Origin of the sequence: Klebsiella sp. P1954 (assembly GCF_018199955.1) — a bacterium.
Taxonomy (GTDB): Bacteria; Pseudomonadota; Gammaproteobacteria; order Enterobacterales; family Enterobacteriaceae; genus Klebsiella; species Klebsiella pneumoniae.
The window spans coordinates 3,806,575-3,825,716 of sequence record NZ_CP073373.1; the positions used below are offsets into that span (position 1 = coordinate 3,806,575).

General features: G+C 57.8%; 17 protein-coding genes and 1 other RNA gene. 14 read left to right on the forward strand and 4 right to left on the reverse strand.

Translation table 11 applies throughout. From position 1 onward, the window contains the following. Nucleotides 1-2: 2 nt before the first annotated feature. From pgk to KB890_RS18355, 5 genes are all read left to right on the forward strand, one after another. Nucleotides 3-1,166 (forward strand): phosphoglycerate kinase, encoded by a 1,164-nt coding sequence (gene pgk, locus KB890_RS18335; protein ID WP_002916508.1) that lies wholly within the window; start codon nucleotides 3-5, stop codon nucleotides 1,164-1,166. A gap of 97 nt (nucleotides 1,167-1,263) precedes the next feature. Next, nucleotides 1,264-2,343, forward strand: coding sequence for a class II fructose-bisphosphate aldolase (fbaA, locus tag KB890_RS18340; protein WP_004144748.1), 1,080 nt, complete (start codon nucleotides 1,264-1,266; stop codon nucleotides 2,341-2,343). Between the two features lie 190 nt (nucleotides 2,344-2,533). Beyond that, nucleotides 2,534-3,391, forward strand: coding sequence for a small-conductance mechanosensitive channel MscS (locus KB890_RS18345; RefSeq protein ID WP_002916504.1), 858 nt, complete (start codon nucleotides 2,534-2,536; stop codon nucleotides 3,389-3,391). 151 nt (nucleotides 3,392-3,542) lie between these two features. Then, entirely contained in the window at nucleotides 3,543-4,178 is a 636-nt protein-coding gene (gene argO / locus KB890_RS18350) for an arginine exporter ArgO (RefSeq protein WP_020806012.1), read from the forward strand. 89 nt (nucleotides 4,179-4,267) lie between these two features. Beyond that, nucleotides 4,268-5,035 carry an oxidative stress defense protein gene (locus tag KB890_RS18355; RefSeq protein WP_002916499.1) on the forward strand — a complete coding sequence of 256 codons (768 nt, stop codon included), beginning with the start codon at nucleotides 4,268-4,270 and terminating at the stop codon, nucleotides 5,033-5,035. A gap of 53 nt (nucleotides 5,036-5,088) precedes the next feature. On the opposite strand, the gene argP is transcribed toward KB890_RS18355, so the two are convergent. After that, nucleotides 5,089-5,982 (reverse strand): DNA-binding transcriptional regulator ArgP, encoded by an 894-nt coding sequence (argP, locus tag KB890_RS18360; protein WP_002916497.1) that lies wholly within the window; start codon nucleotides 5,980-5,982, stop codon nucleotides 5,089-5,091. A 167-nt stretch (nucleotides 5,983-6,149) separates the two neighbouring features. Between argP and rpiA the strand changes: the two genes are divergently transcribed. Together rpiA and serA are read left to right on the forward strand one after the other, a co-directional pair. Next, on the forward strand, nucleotides 6,150-6,809 hold the full coding sequence (gene rpiA, locus KB890_RS18365; protein ID WP_002916495.1) for a ribose-5-phosphate isomerase RpiA: 660 nt from the start codon (nucleotides 6,150-6,152) through the stop codon (nucleotides 6,807-6,809). 269 nt (nucleotides 6,810-7,078) lie between these two features. Continuing rightward, nucleotides 7,079-8,311, forward strand: coding sequence for a phosphoglycerate dehydrogenase (serA, locus tag KB890_RS18370; RefSeq protein ID WP_020324916.1), 1,233 nt, complete (start codon nucleotides 7,079-7,081; stop codon nucleotides 8,309-8,311). A gap of 83 nt (nucleotides 8,312-8,394) precedes the next feature. On the opposite strand, the gene KB890_RS18375 is transcribed toward serA, so the two are convergent. From KB890_RS18375 to zapA, 3 genes are all read right to left on the reverse strand, one after another. Further along, the gene (locus KB890_RS18375) at nucleotides 8,395-8,991 is read right to left on the reverse strand and encodes a 5-formyltetrahydrofolate cyclo-ligase (RefSeq protein ID WP_004144746.1); all 597 of its coding nucleotides are present in this window, start codon (nucleotides 8,989-8,991) and stop codon (nucleotides 8,395-8,397) included. 98 nt (nucleotides 8,992-9,089) lie between these two features. Continuing rightward, a non-coding RNA gene (gene ssrS, locus KB890_RS18380) (6S RNA) lies at nucleotides 9,090-9,273 on the reverse strand. A gap of 41 nt (nucleotides 9,274-9,314) precedes the next feature. Further along, the gene (zapA, locus tag KB890_RS18385) at nucleotides 9,315-9,644 is read right to left on the reverse strand and encodes a cell division protein ZapA (RefSeq protein ID WP_002916488.1); all 330 of its coding nucleotides are present in this window, start codon (nucleotides 9,642-9,644) and stop codon (nucleotides 9,315-9,317) included. Nucleotides 9,645-9,810: 166 nt separating this feature from the next. Here zapA and KB890_RS18390 point away from each other — a divergent pair, with 166 nt between their 5' ends. From KB890_RS18390 to gcvP, 7 genes are all read left to right on the forward strand, one after another. Further along, the gene (locus tag KB890_RS18390; RefSeq protein WP_002916486.1) at nucleotides 9,811-10,389 is read left to right on the forward strand and encodes a YecA/YgfB family protein; all 579 of its coding nucleotides are present in this window, start codon (nucleotides 9,811-9,813) and stop codon (nucleotides 10,387-10,389) included. A 23-nt stretch (nucleotides 10,390-10,412) separates the two neighbouring features. Further along, a complete protein-coding gene (gene pepP, locus KB890_RS18395) occupies nucleotides 10,413-11,729 on the forward strand; it encodes a Xaa-Pro aminopeptidase (RefSeq protein ID WP_002916483.1) in 1,317 nt (438 codons plus the stop codon). Further along, entirely contained in the window at nucleotides 11,726-12,904 is a 1,179-nt protein-coding gene (ubiH, locus tag KB890_RS18400; RefSeq protein WP_020324921.1) for a 2-octaprenyl-6-methoxyphenyl hydroxylase, read from the forward strand. The genes pepP and ubiH overlap by 4 nt, the downstream gene beginning before the upstream one ends. A 10-nt stretch (nucleotides 12,905-12,914) precedes the next feature. Then, nucleotides 12,915-14,117, forward strand: a complete 1,203-nt coding sequence (gene ubiI / locus KB890_RS18405; RefSeq protein ID WP_020324917.1) for an FAD-dependent 2-octaprenylphenol hydroxylase — start codon at nucleotides 12,915-12,917, stop codon at nucleotides 14,115-14,117. A 422-nt stretch (nucleotides 14,118-14,539) separates the two neighbouring features. Further along, a complete protein-coding gene (gcvT, locus tag KB890_RS18410; RefSeq protein ID WP_020324918.1) occupies nucleotides 14,540-15,634 on the forward strand; it encodes a glycine cleavage system aminomethyltransferase GcvT in 1,095 nt (364 codons plus the stop codon). A 24-nt stretch (nucleotides 15,635-15,658) separates the two neighbouring features. Next, nucleotides 15,659-16,048, forward strand: a complete 390-nt coding sequence (gene gcvH / locus KB890_RS18415) for a glycine cleavage system protein GcvH (RefSeq protein ID WP_002916479.1) — start codon at nucleotides 15,659-15,661, stop codon at nucleotides 16,046-16,048. Between the two features lie 206 nt (nucleotides 16,049-16,254). Beyond that, nucleotides 16,255-19,128 carry an aminomethyl-transferring glycine dehydrogenase gene (gene gcvP, locus KB890_RS18420; protein ID WP_020324926.1) on the forward strand — a complete coding sequence of 958 codons (2,874 nt, stop codon included), beginning with the start codon at nucleotides 16,255-16,257 and terminating at the stop codon, nucleotides 19,126-19,128. The last annotated feature ends 14 nt before the right edge of the window (nucleotides 19,129-19,142 follow it).

The following is a 19,142-nucleotide window of genomic DNA, read 5'->3' on the forward strand; positions in this document are numbered from 1 at the left end:
CCATGTCTGTAATTAAGATGACCGATCTGGATCTGGCTGGTAAACGCGTTTTTATCCGTGCGGATCTGAACGTACCAGTTAAAGACGGGAAAGTAACCAGCGACGCACGTATCCGTGCATCTCTGCCGACCATTGAACTGGCGCTGAAGCAGGGCGCGAAAGTCATGGTTACTTCTCACCTGGGTCGTCCGACCGAAGGCGAGTACAACGAAGAATTCTCTCTGCTGCCGGTTGTTAATTACCTGAAAGACAAACTGTCCAACCCGGTACGCCTGGTTAAAGACTACCTGGACGGCGTGGAAGTGGCTGCCGGTGAACTGGTGGTGCTGGAAAACGTTCGCTTCAACAAAGGCGAGAAAAAAGACGACGAAGAACTGTCTAAGAAATACGCTGCGCTGTGCGACGTGTTCGTGATGGACGCTTTCGGTACTGCGCACCGCGCGCAGGCTTCCACCCACGGCATCGGCAAATTTGCTGACGTGGCGTGCGCAGGCCCGCTGCTGGCCGCTGAACTGGACGCGCTGGGTAAAGCGCTGAAAGAGCCAGCTCGTCCGATGGTCGCTATCGTTGGTGGTTCTAAAGTGTCCACCAAACTGACCGTTCTGGATTCCCTGTCTAAAATCGCTGACCAGCTGATCGTGGGCGGCGGTATCGCTAACACCTTCGTTGCCGCTCAGGGCCACAACGTCGGTAAATCCCTGTACGAAGCAGATCTGGTTGATGAAGCCAAGCGCCTGCTGGGCACCTGCGATATCCCGGTTCCGACCGACGTTCGCGTAGCGACCGAGTTCTCCGAAACCGCAACGGCAACCCTGAAATCTGTTAACGACATCAAAGATGACGAGCAGATTCTGGACCTTGGCGACGTTTCCGCACAGAAACTGGCTGAAATCCTGAAGAACGCCAAAACCATCCTGTGGAACGGCCCGGTTGGCGTATTCGAATTCCCTAACTTCCGTAAAGGGACTGAAATCGTGGCTAACGCTATCGCGGACAGCGAAGGTTTCTCCATCGCCGGCGGCGGTGACACCCTGGCAGCGATCGACCTGTTCGGCATCGCTGACAAAATTTCCTACATCTCCACTGGCGGCGGCGCATTCCTTGAATTCGTCGAAGGCAAAGTCCTGCCGGCAGTAGCGATGCTCGAAGAGCGCGCTAAGCAGTAATTCAGTTCAGGCGGGGAAACCCGCCTGTTTTTCAGCGCGCTTAAGGGCTCGCGAACCTTCTTCAACGGTCGAAGATACAGATACAGGACTAAGTAACATGTCTAAAATTTTTGATTTCGTAAAACCGGGCGTCATCACTGGCGACGACGTTCAGAAAGTGTTCCAGGTAGCGAAAGAAAACAACTTTGCACTGCCGGCGGTAAACTGCGTAGGTACTGATTCCATCAACGCCGTTCTGGAAGCTGCAGCGAAAGTTCGCTCTCCGGTTATCGTTCAGTTCTCTAACGGCGGCGCAGCGTTCATCGCAGGTAAAGGCGTGAAAACTGACGTTCCTCAGGGTGCTGCTATCCTCGGCGCTATCTCTGGCGCCCACCACGTGCACCAGATGGCTGAACACTACGGCGTGCCGGTTATCCTGCACACTGACCACTGCGCGAAGAAACTGCTGCCGTGGATCGACGGCCTGCTGGACGCCGGTGAAAAACACTTCGCCGCTACTGGCAAACCGCTGTTCTCTTCCCACATGATCGACCTGTCTGAAGAGTCCCTGCACGAAAACATCGAGATCTGCTCTAAGTACCTGGCTCGCATGGCCAAAATGGGCATGACCCTGGAAATCGAACTGGGCTGCACTGGCGGTGAAGAAGACGGCGTGGATAACAGCCACATGGACGCTTCCGCCCTGTACACCCAGCCGGAAGACGTGGATTACGCCTACACCGAGCTGAGCAAAATCAGCCCGCGTTTCACCATCGCCGCTTCCTTCGGTAACGTACACGGCGTGTACAAACCAGGTAACGTAGTTCTGACCCCGACCATCCTGCGCGACTCTCAGGAATATGTTTCCAAGAAACACAACCTGCCGCACAACAGCCTGAACTTCGTGTTCCACGGCGGTTCCGGTTCTTCCGCTCAGGAAATTAAAGACTCCGTCAGCTACGGCGTGGTGAAAATGAACATTGATACCGACACCCAATGGGCAACCTGGGACGGTATCCTGCAGTATTACAAAGCGAACGAAGCTTACCTGCAGGGCCAGCTGGGCAACCCGAAAGGCGAAGACCAGCCGAACAAGAAATACTACGACCCGCGCGTATGGCTGCGTGCTGCCCAGACTTCCATGGTGACTCGTCTGGAGCAGGCATTTAAAGAGCTGAACGCGATCGACGTTCTGTAAGAAAAATCTGTTTCTTACCCGGAAGCCCGCAGCAATGCGGGCTTTTTTATTATCTTAACAACAGGATAGCGTGGCAGAAAACTGTGATCCATTTGGCAAAACGTGCACTTATTGTTTACCCTATAACCTGACTGCCCTGTCGCAGGCTGAGTTATTTACTTCCCCCCAGGGGATTCATAAGGAATGTTAAATGGAAGATTTGAACGTTGTCGATAGCATCAACCACGCCGGGACGTGGCTGGCACGCAACCAGGAGCTGCTGCTGAGCTATGCCGTCAACATCGTCGCGGCTATCGCTATCCTGATCGTCGGGATGATCGTGGCGCGCGTCGTCTCTAATACCGTCAACCGCCTGATGCTGGCGCGTAAAATTGACGCTACCGTGGCCGATTTTCTCTCTGCGCTGGTGCGCTATGCGGTTATCGCCTTTACGCTGATTGCCGCCCTGGGGCGGGTAGGCGTGCAGACCGCCTCGGTGATTGCGGTGCTGGGTGCTGCCGGTTTGGCGGTGGGTTTAGCGCTGCAGGGATCGCTGTCGAACCTTGCCGCAGGCGTACTGCTGGTGATGTTCCGCCCGTTCCGCGCTGGCGAGTATGTCGACCTTGGCGGCGTGGCAGGTACGGTGTTGAACGTGCAGATTTTCTCCACCACCCTGCGTACCGCGGACGGTAAAGTAGTGGTGGTCCCGAACGGGAAAATCATCGCCGGCAATATCATTAACTTCTCCCGGGAGCCTGCGCGTCGCAATGAGTTTATTATCGGCGTCGCTTACGATGCTGATATCGACAAGGTAAAGCAGCTGCTGACCTCGATTATCGAATCTGACGATCGAATTCTGCGCGATCGGGAAATGACCGTTCGTCTGAACGAACTCGGCGCCTCGTCGGTGAACTTCGTGGTGCGCGTGTGGAGCAAAAGCAGCGATCTGCAAAACGTCTACTGGGATATCCTCGAGCGTATCAAGCGTGAATTTGACGCCAACGGCATCAGCTTCCCTTACCCGCAGATGGATGTTCATGTGGTGCGCCTGCCGGAAAAAGCAGAGTAAAGCGCCTCTCAATAACTCAGGCCGGCCATGCCGGCCTTTTTCAATAGCTCATCATTAGTTGTTCTAATTAATGATTAATTCTTTCAATTTCCGCTAATAATTCATTCGCGCTATAGTCAGCGCCACTCTCGAACTCAGCGGATAAATCCTTATGTTTACTTATTACTTTCAGGGGCTTGCCCTGGGAGCGGCTATGATATTGCCGCTTGGCCCACAAAATGCCTTTGTGATGAATCAGGGGATCCGTCGTCAGTATCATCTGATGATTGCCCTGCTATGCGCGGTCAGCGACTTGCTGTTAATCTGCGCTGGCATTTTTGGCGGTAGCGCACTGCTGATGCAATCCCCGTGGCTGCTGGCGCTAGTGACCTGGGGCGGCGTGGCCTTTTTGCTGTGGTATGGCTTCGGCGCATTGAAAACGGCGTTCAGTCAGAGTCTTGAACTCGCCAATGTAGAGGTAATGCAGCAGGGGCGCTGGAAAATCATTATCACCATGCTGGCGGTGACCTGGCTTAACCCGCACGTTTATCTGGACACCTTTGTGGTGTTAGGCAGCCTGGGAGGTCAGCTGGCGGTGGAGCCGAAGCGCTGGTTTGCGCTAGGGACCATTAGCGCCTCTTTCCTGTGGTTCTTTGGCCTGGCGCTGTTAGCCGCCTGGCTGGCGCCGCGACTGCGTACCGCCAGAGCTCAGCGGATCATCAATATTGTGGTCGGCGCCGTCATGTGGTTTATTGCGTTTCAGCTGGCAAGAGAAGGCGTCAGCCATATCCAGGCGTTGCTTAACTAAGCGTTGTCCGATGGACTTTCCTGCTGTACGCGCTAAGCTTGCTGGCATGCGTCCCGTAAGGGCGATTTAAGTAACATGGAGAAACGACAGTGAAGTTAAAAGTCTTAGCCCTGGCGGCAACACTCGGATTGACCACGATGGCGGCACAGGCCAGCGAATTGCCGGATGGCCCGCACATTGTGACTTCAGGCACAGCAAGCGTTGCCGCGGTTCCGGACATCGCCACCCTGGCGATCGAAGTGAACGTGTCGGCAAAAGACGCCGCGTCGGCAAAAAAACAGGCTGACGATCGCGTTGCGCAATATCTCTCTTTCCTCGAAAAGAGCGGTATTGCTAAAAAGGACATCAACTCGGCGAATCTGCGTACCCAGCCTGATTACGACTATCAGAACGGGAAAAGCATTCTGAAAGGCTATCGCGCGGTGCGCACAGTGGAAGTGACCTTGCGCCAGCTGGATAAACTCAACGGTCTGCTGGATGGCGCCCTGAAAGCGGGTCTCAACGAGATTCGCTCCGTCTCGCTGGGCGTTGCGCAACCGGACGCCTACAAAGATAAAGCGCGTAAAGCGGCGATCGACGACGCCGTGCATCAGGCGCAGGAGCTGGCCGCAGGCTTCCACAGCAAGCTGGGTCCGGTGTACAGCGTGCGCTACCATGTCTCCAACTATCAGCCGAGCCCGATGGTTCGCATGATGAAGGCTGCTGACGCTGCGCCGGTTTCTGCCCAGGAAACCTACGAGCAGGCGACTATCCAGTTTGACGACCAGGTCGATGTAGTCTTTGAGCTGCAGCCGGCGCAAGCCGCTGCTCCAGCCACCCCGGCGAAACCGGCGGAAACGCCGAAACCGGCCCAGTAAGCGATAGAAACAAAAAAGCCACTTCAGCGAAGTGGCTTTTTTATGCCCGCGGTTTAATCCTGACGCAGCACCTTGTGTCCGTAGTCAATGAGCGCATCGGTCACCCGGCGCATCATGCGGCTTTCCGGGGCGAAGCGGTGCCAGTAGAGCATGCGGCGCTGGAACAGGCCCGGGGTGAGATCGATAAGTTCGCCGCTGTTGAGCTCTTTTTCGATCTGCAGATGCGGGATCATACAGCAGGTGGTGCCCTGGCGCGCCAGCTGCACGAAAGCTTCCGACGAGTTGACGATGTGGCAGGGGACGCTGCCCGGCGGCAGGTCGAAGTTTTGCTGCAGGAACGCCTGATGCATATCGTCCAGATGGTCGAAGGCGACGACCGGCGCCTTAAGCAGCGCCGAACGCGTCACGCCATTCGGGAAATAGCGTTGCGCAAACTCTTTTGATGCGACAAACAGGTAATCGAGCGCCCCCAGCTGATCCACCAGGCAGCTTGGCAGCGCCTGCGGCTGGATACTCACTGCGCCCACTACTTCGCCACGGCGCAGGCGCTCCTGGGTGCGGGTTTCATCTTCCACCTGCAGGTTGAGACGAATAGGGGAGTCTGACAGAACATTGGCCAGCGCCGGCAGCAGCCAGGTCGCCAGACTGTCGGCGTTCACCGCCAGCGACAGCAGCAGCGGCGTAGAGCCGGTTTGTTCATCGCCCAGCCACTCTTCCTCCAGCAGTTCAACCTGGCGCAACAGAGCCAGCAGTTTCTGTCCTTGCTCGGTGGGGCGCGGCGGCACGGTACGCACCAGCAGCGGCTGGCCGAACATATTTTCCAGCTGCTTAATACGCTGTGAGACGGCGGACTGGGTAATACATAGCTTCTGCGCGGCGCGCTCAAATCCTCGTTCCCTAATCACCGCATCCAGCGCTTGTAGTGTCCTGTAGTCCGGTCGTTTCATTATTCTGGCGTGCCCCCATAACTAATCGTTATCTCGCACTATGACATAAATTTTTATTTGATACAGACGAAATTGGTCTGTTCAGTTGTGTGATCTGCATCGCAGGGACATTTCCACTATCGATGTTCTATAATGCGCCACAGGCATTCACATCTCGGACCAGAATTATGACGCAGGATGAACTGAAAAAAGCGGTAGGTTGGGCAGCACTGCAATATGTACAGCCAGGGACTATTGTCGGCGTAGGCACCGGCTCGACGGCGGCCCATTTTATTGACGCGCTGGGCACCATGAAGGGGCAGATCGAAGGGGCGGTTTCCAGCTCCGACGCCTCCACCGAGAAGCTGAAAAGCCTCGGGATCACCGTCTTCGATCTTAACAGCGTCGATCGCCTGGGGATCTATGTTGACGGCGCGGATGAGATCAACGGCCATATGCAGATGATCAAAGGCGGCGGCGCGGCGCTGACCCGTGAAAAGATCATCGCCTCGGTCGCGGATAAGTTTATCTGCATCGCCGACGCCTCCAAGCAGGTCGATATTCTGGGCAAGTTCCCGCTGCCGGTGGAAGTCATTCCGATGGCGCGCAGCGCCGTGGCGCGTCAGCTGGTCAAGCTGGGCGGCCGTCCAGAGTACCGTCAGGGCGTGGTGACCGATAACGGCAACGTGATCCTTGACGTGCACGGCCTGGAAATTCTCGATGCGATCGCGCTGGAAAACGCGATCAACGGTATTCCTGGCGTCGTCACCGTGGGGCTGTTCGCCAACCGTGGCGCCGACGTGGCGCTGATTGGTACTGCCGACGGCGTGAAGACCATCGTAAAATAGTCTGTCCGCAGGGAGCCGACCGGCTCCCTCGCAAATATTTTTTCACCAGGTGCAATTTAGTGACTTCTGTCACATTTATGCAACTATTCTGATTTACACGCTACCATTTCTTCTCTTTCTGGTGTTTTGTCCTGCGATTTCCCTCTGGATGACATTTCTTCAGGACGGCGACGCAAACGTTCATATTGCCGCGATAGTTTTTTTTGATATGTTGCTGAGACGAACTTTCGTTCAGCACGACATCAGTTAAGACAAAACAGGACGGGGAAATGGCTAAGGTATCACTGGAAAAAGACAAGATTAAATTTCTGCTGGTTGAAGGTGTGCATCAAAAGGCAATCGATAGCCTTCGCGCAGCGGGTTACACCAACATTGAATTTCATAAAGGCGCGCTGGATTCAGAACAGCTGAAAGCGTCGATCCGTGATGCCCATTTCATCGGCCTGCGTTCCCGTACCCATCTGACTGAAGAGATTTTCGCCGCAGCGGAAAAACTGGTTGCCGTCGGTTGCTTCTGCATCGGGACCAACCAGGTCGATCTGAACGCCGCTGCGAAGCGCGGTATTCCGGTGTTTAACGCGCCGTTCTCTAACACCCGCTCGGTGGCCGAGTTGGTGATCGGCGAACTGCTGCTGATGCTGCGCGGCGTGCCGGAAGCCAACGCCAAAGCGCACCGCGGGGTGTGGAACAAGCAGGCGGTCGGCAGCTTCGAAGCGCGTGGTAAAAAGCTGGGCATCATCGGTTACGGCCACATCGGTACCCAGCTTGGCATTCTGGCGGAATCGCTGGGAATGCACGTCTTCTTCTATGATATTGAAAACAAACTGCCGCTCGGCAACGCCACTCAGGTACAGCATCTCTCCGACCTGCTGAACATGAGCGATGTGGTCAGCCTGCACGTGCCGGAAAACGCCTCTACCAAAAATATGGTGGGCGCGGAAGAACTGGCGCTGATGAAGCCGGGCGCGCTGCTGATCAACGCCTCCCGCGGTACCGTGGTGGACATTCCGGCGCTATGCGATGCGCTGGCCAGTAAGCATCTGGCCGGGGCGGCTATCGACGTCTTCCCGACTGAACCTGCGACCAACAGCGACCCCTTCACTTCGCCGCTGTGCGAGTTTGATAACGTGATCCTCACACCGCATATCGGTGGCTCCACTCAGGAAGCGCAGGAGAACATCGGTCTGGAAGTAGCTGGCAAGCTGGCGAAATACTCTGACAACGGGTCAACCCTGTCGGCAGTTAACTTCCCGGAAGTTTCTCTACCGCTGCACGGCGGCCGCCGTCTGCTGCATATCCATGAGAACCGGCCGGGCGTCCTGACCGCAATCAACCAAATCTTCGCCGCGCAGAGCATCAACATTGCCGCCCAGTATCTGCAAACGTCGCCGCAGATGGGCTACGTGGTGATTGATATTGAAGCGGAAGAAGATGTTGCCCAGCAGGCGCTGCAGGCAATGAAAGCGATCCCGGGGACTATCCGCGCCCGTCTGCTGTTCTAATCATTTTTGCCTCTCGGGCAGGTCGCGTACCTGCCCGTTTTTTTGTTAATACTTTCCAGGCTGAATTTCTCGTCCCCGCGTACCTACCAACACCAGGTTTTTCCCGGGGTGATGACCGCCGGCAGCGGGATATCCCACTCTTCGCTCGGCAGGCTATCCACCTGCTGGCAGTCGTGCGCGTAGCCCACCGGCTGCAGGCGATACTGCTGCCAGTTTTGCAGCGTCCGGTCGTAAAAACCGCCGCCCATTCCCAGCCGTTGGCCACTGACATCGAAGGCCACCAGCGGGGTCACCAGCACATCGAGTTCAGCCAGCGGCAGCACATCCCGCACATCAAGCTTCGGTTCGCGGATCTTCAGGCGATTCACGATCAGTTGGCTCTGCGGATGGTAGTGTAAAAACAGCAGATTGCCGGGGCTAAAGGGATGCAGCACCGGGAGATATACCCGCTTGCCGGCGCGCCAGAGCTGGTCGATCAGCGGCTGGGTGTCCAGCTCGCCGTCAAAGGAGAGAAACAGCGCCACGTTGTGAGCGAGAACTATAGGCGGCCAGGCCATCATCCGCTCGGCGGCCTGTTGGGCAAACAGGCGCTGTTGCTCCGGGCTGAGTGCGCGTCGACGATCGCGGATTTGCTGGCGAATATGCTGACGGGAGAGCAGGGTATCGGGCTGTATAGTCATGCAGGTCTCGTTACGAGCTGGCGAAACAATAGGAGCAAGTGTAATACAGGGCGGCTTCAGCCGAAAACACGTATGGGGGATGATGCGAAGTAAAGAAGGGAATCTCCGAGATGCCGCCGCAGGCTGTAACCCTTGAACCCTTGGTTCAAGGTGAATGTGTCGTCACGGTTTTAAGGCTTCTCGGACGAACCGAGCATGCTCACCAACCGTGGAGCGCCACATTCTTGTGGTATGAAATATCGGCTCAGGGGACTGGCCCGCTTGCAAACATCTCAGAGAAATTTTGTTCTTGCGATTACTCTAACACAGTTAACTGCAAAGTGTTATTCAAACTTCGACCCTGGCTTTTCGCTTATGCGACCTTGCTCAAGCAATGCTTGTTCGATGGTCTGCTGAAGCATGCGAATGCGCTGCTCCATGCTGGAAGCGTAGTCGCGGGTCTTCGCTTTTTCCTGAGTCAACTCATAGCTAATGTTCAACGCCGCGATGAAGACCAGCTGCTCAGTATTTGTGACTCTAGTGCGTTCTTTTAAATCTTGCAACCGCTGATTAAGGTCTTCAGCTGCCTGATTCAGGGCATCCCTTTGTTCAGGCGGGCAATTCACTCGCAGTGAACGGCCGAAAATTTGGAGATCTACGGGTTGTGCAGACATGCCACCTTCCTGCTGATTGACTGCGCTGCCTTCACACCCTGGCCCGGGTCTGCGAAGGGGCGACACTATAGCTACCCTGGTGCGAAGATACAAGCCCTATTCTGGTTCACCAGGGTCCAAAGTGGTAGCATACCATGAATATTCCTCCCAACGATGACGAATGCGCATGTCTATACAGAACGAAATGCCTGGTTACAACGATGTAGACCAGTTACTGAACCAACAAGGGGTAGGTCTCACCCCGGCCGAAATGCACGGTTTGATCAGCGGATTGCTGTGCGGCGGCAACACGGACAGCAGCTGGCAGCCGCTGGTGCACGACCTGACCAACGAAGGTCTCGCCTTTGGCCATGAACTGGCTCAGGCGTTGCGTAACATGCATTCCGCCATCAGCGATTCACTGGATGACGACGGTTTCCTCTTTCAACTGTATCTGCCGGAAGGCGATGCGGTGAGCGTCTTTGACCGTGCCGACGCCCTCGCCGGTTGGGTCAACCACTTCCTGCTTGGTCTTGGCGTTAGCCAGCCGAAGCTGGATAAAGTGAAGGATGAAACCGGGGAAGCGATTGACGATCTGCGTAATATTGCCCAGCTGGGCTACGATGAAGACGAAGATCAGGAAGAGCTGGAGATGTCTCTGGAGGAGATTATCGAGTATGTCCGCGTTGCCGCACTGCTGTGCCACGACACCTTTGCCCGTCAGCAGCCAACCGCACCGGAAGTCCGCAAACCGACATTACACTAACTAAAATTCGTTCAGGGGGCGTCATGACTCAGCAGGAATTTCTATCGCGTCGCCAGACGCTGTTGGCGCAGATGCAGCCAGGCAGCGCGGCGCTGATTTTCGCCGCACCGGAAGCGGTGCGCAGTGCAGATTCGGAATATCCCTACCGGCAGAACAGCGATTTCTGGTACTTCACCGGCTTTAACGAACCGGAAGCGCTGCTGGTGTTGATTAAAAGCGATGAAACCCACAACCATAGCGTGCTGTTCAACCGGGTTCGCGATCTGACCGCTGAGATCTGGTTTGGACGCCGTCTGGGCCAGGAGGCCGCGCCGGCGAAGCTTGGCGTCGACCGGGCGCTGGCGTTCAGCGAAATCAACCAGCAGCTGTATCAGCTGCTCAACGGTCTGGACGCGATCTACTTCGCCCAGGGTGAATATGCCTATGCCGATGAGATTGTGTTCAACGCCCTCGAAAAACTGCGCAAAGGCTCGCGCCAGAATCTGCAGGCGCCGAACTCGGTTATCGACTGGCGGCCCATTGTGCATGAGATGCGCCTGTTTAAATCCGCGGAAGAGCTTGCCGTGATGCGCCGCGCCGGGGAGATCACCGCGCTGGCCCATACCCGGGCGATGGAAAAATGCCGCCCTGGCATGTTCGAATATCAGCTGGAAGGTGAAATTCTCCATGAATTCAACCGCCACGGGGCACGTTTCCCCTCCTATAACACCATCGTTGGCGGCGGCGAAAACGGCTGTATTCTGCACTACACCGAAAACGAATCTGAACTGCGCGACGGCGATTTAGTCCTGATTGACGCCGGCTGCGAGTATCGCGGCTATGCCGGGGACATTACCCGCACCTTCCCGGTAAACGGTAAATTTACCCAGCCGCAGCGCGAGATCTACGACATTGTGCTCGAATCGCTGGAGACCGCGCTGAAACTCTATCGGCCGGGCACCTCGATCTGTCAGGTCAACCAGGAAGTGGTGCGCATTATGATTACCGGCCTGGTGCGGCTGGGGATCCTGAAAGGCGAGATTGACGAGCTTATCGCCAACAACGCCCACCGCCCGTACTTTATGCATGGCCTGAGCCACTGGCTGGGTCTGGATGTGCACGATGTCGGTAATTACGACACCGACCGTTCGCGCGTCCTGGAGCCGGGAATGGTGCTGACCGTCGAGCCGGGACTGTATATCGCCACCGATGCCGACGTGCCGGCGCAGTATCGCGGCATCGGCATCCGTATTGAAGATGACATCGTGATTACCGAAGACGGTAACGAAAATCTCACCGCCGGCGTGGTGAAGAAGGCGGATGAGATCGAGGCGCTGATGGCGGCGGCGCGCCAGTCATGAGCGTGCTGATCGTCGGGGGCGGGATGACCGGCGCGACGCTCGCGCTGGCCATCTCCCGTTTGACCGGCGGCGCGCTGCCGGTCCACCTCATTGAAGCGCAGGATCCGCATTCTTCACGCCACCCTGGCTTTGACGACCGGGCGATCGCCCTGGCTGCGGGCACCTGCCAGCAGCTGGCGCGTATCGGTATCTGGCAACGCCTCGCCGAACGCGCGACGCCCATCCAGCGAGTACACGTCAGCGACCGCGGTCATGCCGGGTTTGTGAATCTGGCGGCCGCGGATTATGGCCTGTCGGCGCTGGGCCAGGTGGTTGAACTCCACGATGTCGGCCAGCGGCTGTTTGGTCTGCTGCGCGAGGCGCCAGGCGTCACGCTGCACTGTCCGGCGAAAGTGGAAGCGGTCAGTCGCAGCCAGGAGAGCGTCAGCCTTACGCTTGAGGGCGGCAAAATCATTAACGGTAAGCTGCTGGTGGCGGCGGACGGTTCCCGTTCGGCACTGGGCGCCCGCTGCGGCATCAGCTGGCAGCAGCAGCCGTATGAGCAGATAGCGATCATTGCTAACGTCAGCACCGCGTTGCCCCACGAAGGTCGCGCCTTCGAGCGCTTTACCGAGCATGGCCCGCTGGCGATGCTGCCGATGTCGCAAGGGCGGAGCTCGCTGGTGTGGTGTCATCCGCAGTCGCGCCGCGATGAGGTGCAGAGCTGGTCTGACGAACGCTTTTGTCAGGAGCTGCAGCAGGCGTTCGGCTGGCGGCTGGGGCGTATTACCCACGCCGGGAAGCGCAGCGTCTATCCGCTGGCCCTCACCACCGCCAGCCGCGCGGTGTCGCACCGCCTGGCGCTGGTCGGCAATGCGGCGCAGACGCTGCACCCGATCGCCGGGCAGGGCTTTAATCTCGGCCTGCGCGATGTGATGAGCCTGGCGGAATTACTCGCTGACGCCCATCTCAGCGGCGAAGATGTCGGTCATTATCCACTGCTGTGCCGCTATCAGGCGCGCAGGGCAGGGGATAAAGCCGCCACCATCGGCGTGACCGATGGGCTGGTGCATCTGTTTGCCAACCGTTGGGCGCCGCTGGTGGCGGGGCGCAACGTCGGTCTGATGGCGATGGAATTATTTACCCCGGCGCGCGATGCGCTGGCGCAGCGTACCCTCGGTTGGGTTCCCCGTTAAGGAGTAGAACGTGCAAAATGTTGATGTTGCCATTGTTGGCGGTGGAATGGTGGGGCTGGCGGTAGCCTGCGGTCTACAGGGTAGCGGCCTGCGCGTCGCAGTGCTGGAGAAAGCAGAGCCGCGACCGCTGGCCGCCGATGCGCCGCCGGCGCTGCGCGTTTCGGCAATTAATGCCGCCAGCGAAAAGCTGCTGACAAAGCTGGACGTCTGGCGCGAGATCGTCGCCCAGCGGGCCAGCTGCTATCACGGTATGGAAGTGTGGGATAAAGACAGCTTTGGCCACATTAGCTTCGATGACCAGAGCATGGGCTTTAGCCACCTTGGCTATATTATCGAAAATGCCGTAGTGCATCATGCATTGTGGCAGAAGGCGCAGCGTTGCGCTGACGTTACCCTGCTGGCTCCGGCGGAACTTCAGCAGGTGGCGTGGGGCGAGAATGAAGCCTTTCTCAGCCTGCAGGACGGCAGCATGCTGACCGCGCGGCTGGTGATCGGCGCCGATGGTGCCAATTCATGGCTGCGCAATAAAGCCGATATTCCGCTGACCTTCTGGGATTACCATCATCATGCGCTGGTGGCGACCATCCGTACCGCTGAGCCGCATCAGGCGGTGGCCCGCCAGGCGTTCCATGGCGACGGGATCCTCGCCTTCCTGCCGCTCAGCGATCCGCACCTGTGCTCGATCGTCTGGTCGCTATCGCCGGGGGAAGCGCAGCGGATGCAGCAGGCTGATGAAACCACCTTCAACCAGGCGCTGAATATCGCGTTCGATAATCGCCTTGGCCTCTGCCAGCTGGCAAGTGAACGTGAAGTTTTCCCGCTGACCGGCCGCTATGCCCGTCAGTTTGCCGCCCACCGACTGGCGCTGGTCGGCGATGCCGCGCATACCATCCATCCGCTGGCCGGGCAGGGGGTCAACCTCGGTTTTATGGATGCCGCCGAGCTTATTGACGAGCTGAAGCGCCTGCACGTCCAGGGCAAAGATATCGGCCAGCATCTTTATCTGCGCCGCTACGAGCGCAGCCGCAAGCACAGCGCGGCGCTGATGCTGGCGGGCATGCAGGGCTTCCGCGAAATGTTCTCCGGGAGCCATCCGGCGAAGAAATTTCTTCGCGATGTGGGACTCAAACTGGCCGATACGCTGCCGGGCGTGAAACCGCAGCTGATTCGCCAGGCGATGGGCCTCAACGATCTGCCTGCCTGGTTACGTTAACCGCGTCACACTTCTTTCACCCGGCCTGGGCGCCGGGTTTTCCCCCTCATTTGAAATATTCTAATTTCACCTCTTTTTTCGCATTAGATTTATTAATGCGTCCTTTTTTTTGTTAAAGAAATTAGAGCCGTAAAATCGCATAAAACACCATCATTACCTAATTGTTGCGCCGTTAATGTTAATTTTATGTGGCGTAAATCGCTTTTTTCCAGTCAATAACTCTGTAGGCTTTTCGGCGGATTTTAGCCATAAGCTAATGTGATGCCCTGAATGAGCTTATGGTTTAGCGCCGGGTTCGGTGGTAAGTTCAGGCCAAAGAGAACGTTTGCGTCGGCGTCCGTCAGCGATGCCGACGCCGAATTTCGTGGCGCAAAATCGCCGACAATTTCGTGGCTGGTTCCGTTTTATTCGATGAGGAAAAGATGGCTCAACAGACTCCGTTGTATGAACAACACACGCTGTGCGGCGCGCGCATGGTGGATTTCCATGGCTGGATGATGCCGCTGCATTACGGGTCCCAGATTGATGAGCACCATGCGGTGCGCGGCGATGCAGGGATGTTCGATGTGTCGCATATGACCATCGTCGATTTCCACGGCAGCTGGATCCGCGAGTTCTTGCGCTATTTGCTGGCCAACGATGTGGCGAAGCTCACCACCCCAGGCAAAGCGCTCTACACCGGCATGCTGACCGCCTCCGCCGGCGTCATCGACGACCTGATTGTCTATTTCCTTTCTGAAGATTATTTCCGCCTCGTTGTTAACTCCGCCACCCGCGAAAAAGACCTCGCCTGGATCTCCGAACAAGCTGAACCTTACGGCCTTGAAATTACCGTTCGCGACGATCTGTCGCTGATCGCGGTGCAGGGCCCCCAGGCGAAAGCGAAGGCGGCGACGCTGTTTACCGACGCTCAGCGTCAGGCCGTGGAAGGCATGAAGCCGTTCTTCGGCGTGCAGGCCGGCGACCTGTTTATCGCCACCACCGGCTATACCGGCGAAGCGGGTTATGAAATTGCGATGCCGAACGAGCAGGCGGCTGATTTCTGGCGCGGTCTGCTGGACGCTGGCGTTAAGCCGTGCGGTCTTGGCGCGCGCGACACCCTGCGCCTGGAGGCCGGGATGAACCTGTACGGCCAGGAGATGGACGAAGGCGTTTCCCCGCTGGCGGCGAACATGGGCTGGACTATCGCCTGGGAGCCCGCCGATCGTAACTTCATCGGCCGCGAAGCGCTGGAGATGCAGCGCGAAAAAGGCACCGAGCAGCTGGTTGGCCTGGTGATGACCGAGAAAGGCGTCCTGCGCGGTGGTCTGCCGGTCCGTTTTACCGATAGCGACGGTAATCAAAAAGAAGGCATTATCACCAGCGGCACCTTCTCGCCGACGCTGGGCTACAGCATCGCGCTGGCTCGCGTGCCGGCCGGGATTGGCGACACCGCGGTGGTGCAAATCCGTAACCGTGAAATGCCGGTTAAAGTGACTAAACCTGGTTTTGTACGCAATGGCAAAGCCATTGTGTGATTTCCCTTTTTTGGAGATGAATTGATGAGCAACGTACCAGCAGAACTGAAATACAGCAAAGAACACGAGTGGCTGCGTAAAGAAGCGGACGGCACCTATACCGTAGGGATCACCGAGCACGCGCAGGAGCTGCTTGGCGATATGGTTTTCGTTGACCTGCCGGAAGTGGGCGCCACCGTTGAAGCGGGTGCCGATTGCGCGGTTGCCGAATCCGTGAAGGCGGCCTCCGATATCTACGCGCCGATTAGCGGTGAAATCGTTGCCGTCAACGAAGAGCTGAACGACTCTCCGGAACTGGTCAACAGCGACCCGTATACCGACGGCTGGATCTTCAAGATCAAAGCCAGCGACGAAGCGCAGGTTGCCGCGCTGCTGGATGCCGCCGCGTATGAAGCTTTACTGGAAGACGAATAAATACGCTTCATCCTTCACGCTGCAGGGGCGTTGGCTTCCTGGCTCCCCCCGGTCACTTACTTTTGTAAGCTCCCGGGGAGTCGCTGTGTCGCCGCCTTCCTGCAACGCGAATGATTTTGCGTATTCTGGCCCGGTAAGCATCAGCGCTTGCCGGGCAAACCAGTCAGACAACCACGATTCACCGCACGTTTCAGGAACCATCGCTCATGACTCAGACTTTAAGTCAGCTTGAAAACCGCGACGCCTTTATTGAACGTCACATTGGCCCGGACGCTCAGCAGCAGCAAGAGATGCTGAAGACCGTCGGCGCGGATTCGCTTAACGCCCTGATCGGCCAGATTGTGCCGCAGGATATCCAGCTGGCGACCCCACCGCAGGTGGGCGACGCGACTACCGAATTCGCCGCGCTGGCGGAGCTTAAGGCGATTGCCGGTCGCAACAAGCGCTTCAAGTCTTACATCGGCATGGGCTATACCGCCGTGCAGCTGCCGCCGGTCATTCAGCGTAACATGCTGGAAAACCCGGGCTGGTATACCGCCTATACCCCTTACCAGCCGGAAGTATCCCAGGGCCGTCTGGAGTCGCTGCTCAACTTCCAGCAGGTCACTCTGGATCTGACCGGGTTGGATATCGCTTCCGCTTCGCTGCTTGATGAAGCCACCGCCGCCGCCGAAGCGATGGCGATGGCCAAACGCGTCAGTAAACTGAAGAGCGCCAACCGCTTCTTCGTTGCCGCCGACGTCCATCCGCAAACCCTGGACGTGGTGCGCACCCGCGCGGAAACCTTCGGCTTCGACGTCATCGTCGATGACGCCGACAAAGTGCTCGATCACCAGGATGTCTTCGGCGTGCTGCTGCAGCAGGTGGGCACCACCGGCGAAATCCACGATTACAGCAAACTGATCGCCGAGCTGAAAGCGCGCAAAGTGATTGTCAGCGTCGCTGCCGACTTTATGGCGCTGGTGCTGCTGACGGCGCCGGGCAAGCAGGGCGCGGATATCGTTTTCGGTTCCGCCCAACGCTTCGGCGTGCCGATGGGCTACGGCGGCCCGCACGCGGCCTTTTTCGCGGCGAAAGATGAATTCAAACGCTCCATGCCGGGCCGGATTATCGGCGTATCGAAAGATGCGGCGGGGAATACCGCGCTGCGCATGGCGATGCAGACTCGCGAGCAGCACATCCGCCGTGAGAAAGCGAACTCCAACATTTGTACCTCGCAGGTGCTGCTGGCCAACATCGCCAGCCTGTACGCGGTATTCCACGGCCCGGCGGGTCTGAAACGTATCGCTGGCCGCATTCATCGTCTGACCGACATTCTGGCCGACGGCCTGCAGAAGAAAGGGCTGAAGCTGCGCCATGCCCACTACTTCGACACCCTGTGCGTCGAAGTGGCGGATAAAGCCGCGGTGCTGGCGCGTGCCGAAGCCCTGCAGATTAACCTGCGCAGCGATATTCACGGCGCGGTGGGCATTACGCTCGATGAAGCGACCACCCGCGAAGATGTGCTGAACCTGTTCCGCGCCATCGTCGGCGACGATCACGGTCTGGATATCGATACCCTGGATAAAGACGTGGCGCTGGATAGCCGTTCGATCCCGGCGGCGATGCTGCGCGACGATGCGATCCTCACCCATCCGGTGTTTAACCGCTACCATAGCGAAACCGAGATGATGCGCTACATGCACGCCCTGGAGCGTAAAGATCTGGCGCTGAACCAGGCGATGATCCCGCTGGGCTCCTGCACCATGAAACTGAACGCCGCGGCGGAGATGATCCCGATCACCTGGCCGGAATTCGCTGAGCTGCATCCGTTCTGCCCGGTCGAGCAGGCGGAAGGTTATCATCAGATGATCGCCCAGCTTTCCGACTGGCTGGTGAAACTGACCGGCTATGACGCCGTCTGTATGCAGCCGAACTCCGGCGCGCAGGGCGAGTATGCTGGCCTGCTGGCGATTCGCCATTATCACGAGAGCCGCAACGAAGGCCATCGCGATATCTGCCTGATCCCTAGCTCCGCGCACGGCACCAACCCGGCTTCCGCGCAGATGGCGGGTATGCAGGTAGTGGTCGTTGCCTGTGATAAAAACGGCAACATCGATCTCGCCGATCTGCGTGAAAAAGCAGAGCAGGCGGGGGCCAATCTCTCCTGCATCATGGTCACCTATCCGTCGACCCACGGCGTGTATGAAGAGACCATTCGCGAAGTGTGCGAGATCGTGCACCAGTTTGGCGGCCAGGTTTATCTCGACGGCGCCAACATGAACGCCCAGGTCGGGATCACCTCTCCGGGCTTTATCGGCGCCGACGTTTCGCACCTCAACCTGCATAAAACGTTCTGCATTCCGCACGGCGGCGGCGGCCCGGGCATGGGCCCAATCGGCGTAAAAGCGCACCTGGCGCCGTTCGTGCCGGGCCACAGCGTGGTACAAATTGAAGGTATGCTGACCCGCCAGGGCGCGGTTTCCGCCGCGCCGTTCGGCAGCGCGTCCATTTTGCCGATCAGCTGGATGTATATCCGCATGATGGGCGCGGAAGGGCTGAAGCAGGCGAGCCAGAACGCGATCCTTAACGCCAACTACATCGCTACCCGACTGAAAGACGCCTACCCGGTGCTCTACACCGGTCGCGATGGTCGCGTAGCGCACGAATGCATTCTCGATATTCGTCCGCTGAAAGAAGAGACCGGCATTAGCGAGCTGGATATCGCCAAGCGCCTGATCGACTTTGGCTTCCATGCCCCGACCATGTCTTTCCCGGTAGCGGGAACGCTGATGGTTGAGCCGACGGAATCGGAAAGCAAGGTCGAGCTGGACCGCTTTATCGACGCGATGCTGGCGATCCGCGCGGAAATCGACCGCGTCAAAGCCGGCGAATGGCCGTTGGAGGATAACCCTCTGGTGAACGCGCCGCACACCCAGGGCGAGCTGGTGGGCGAGTGGAACCATCCGTACAGCCGCGAGCTGGCGGTATTCCCGGCAGGGTTGCACAACAAGTACTGGCCGACGGTGAAACGTCTGGATGATGTCTACGGCGACCGCAACCTGTTCTGCTCTTGCGTACCGATGAGCGAATACCAGTAAGTTTGCGTTTTAGC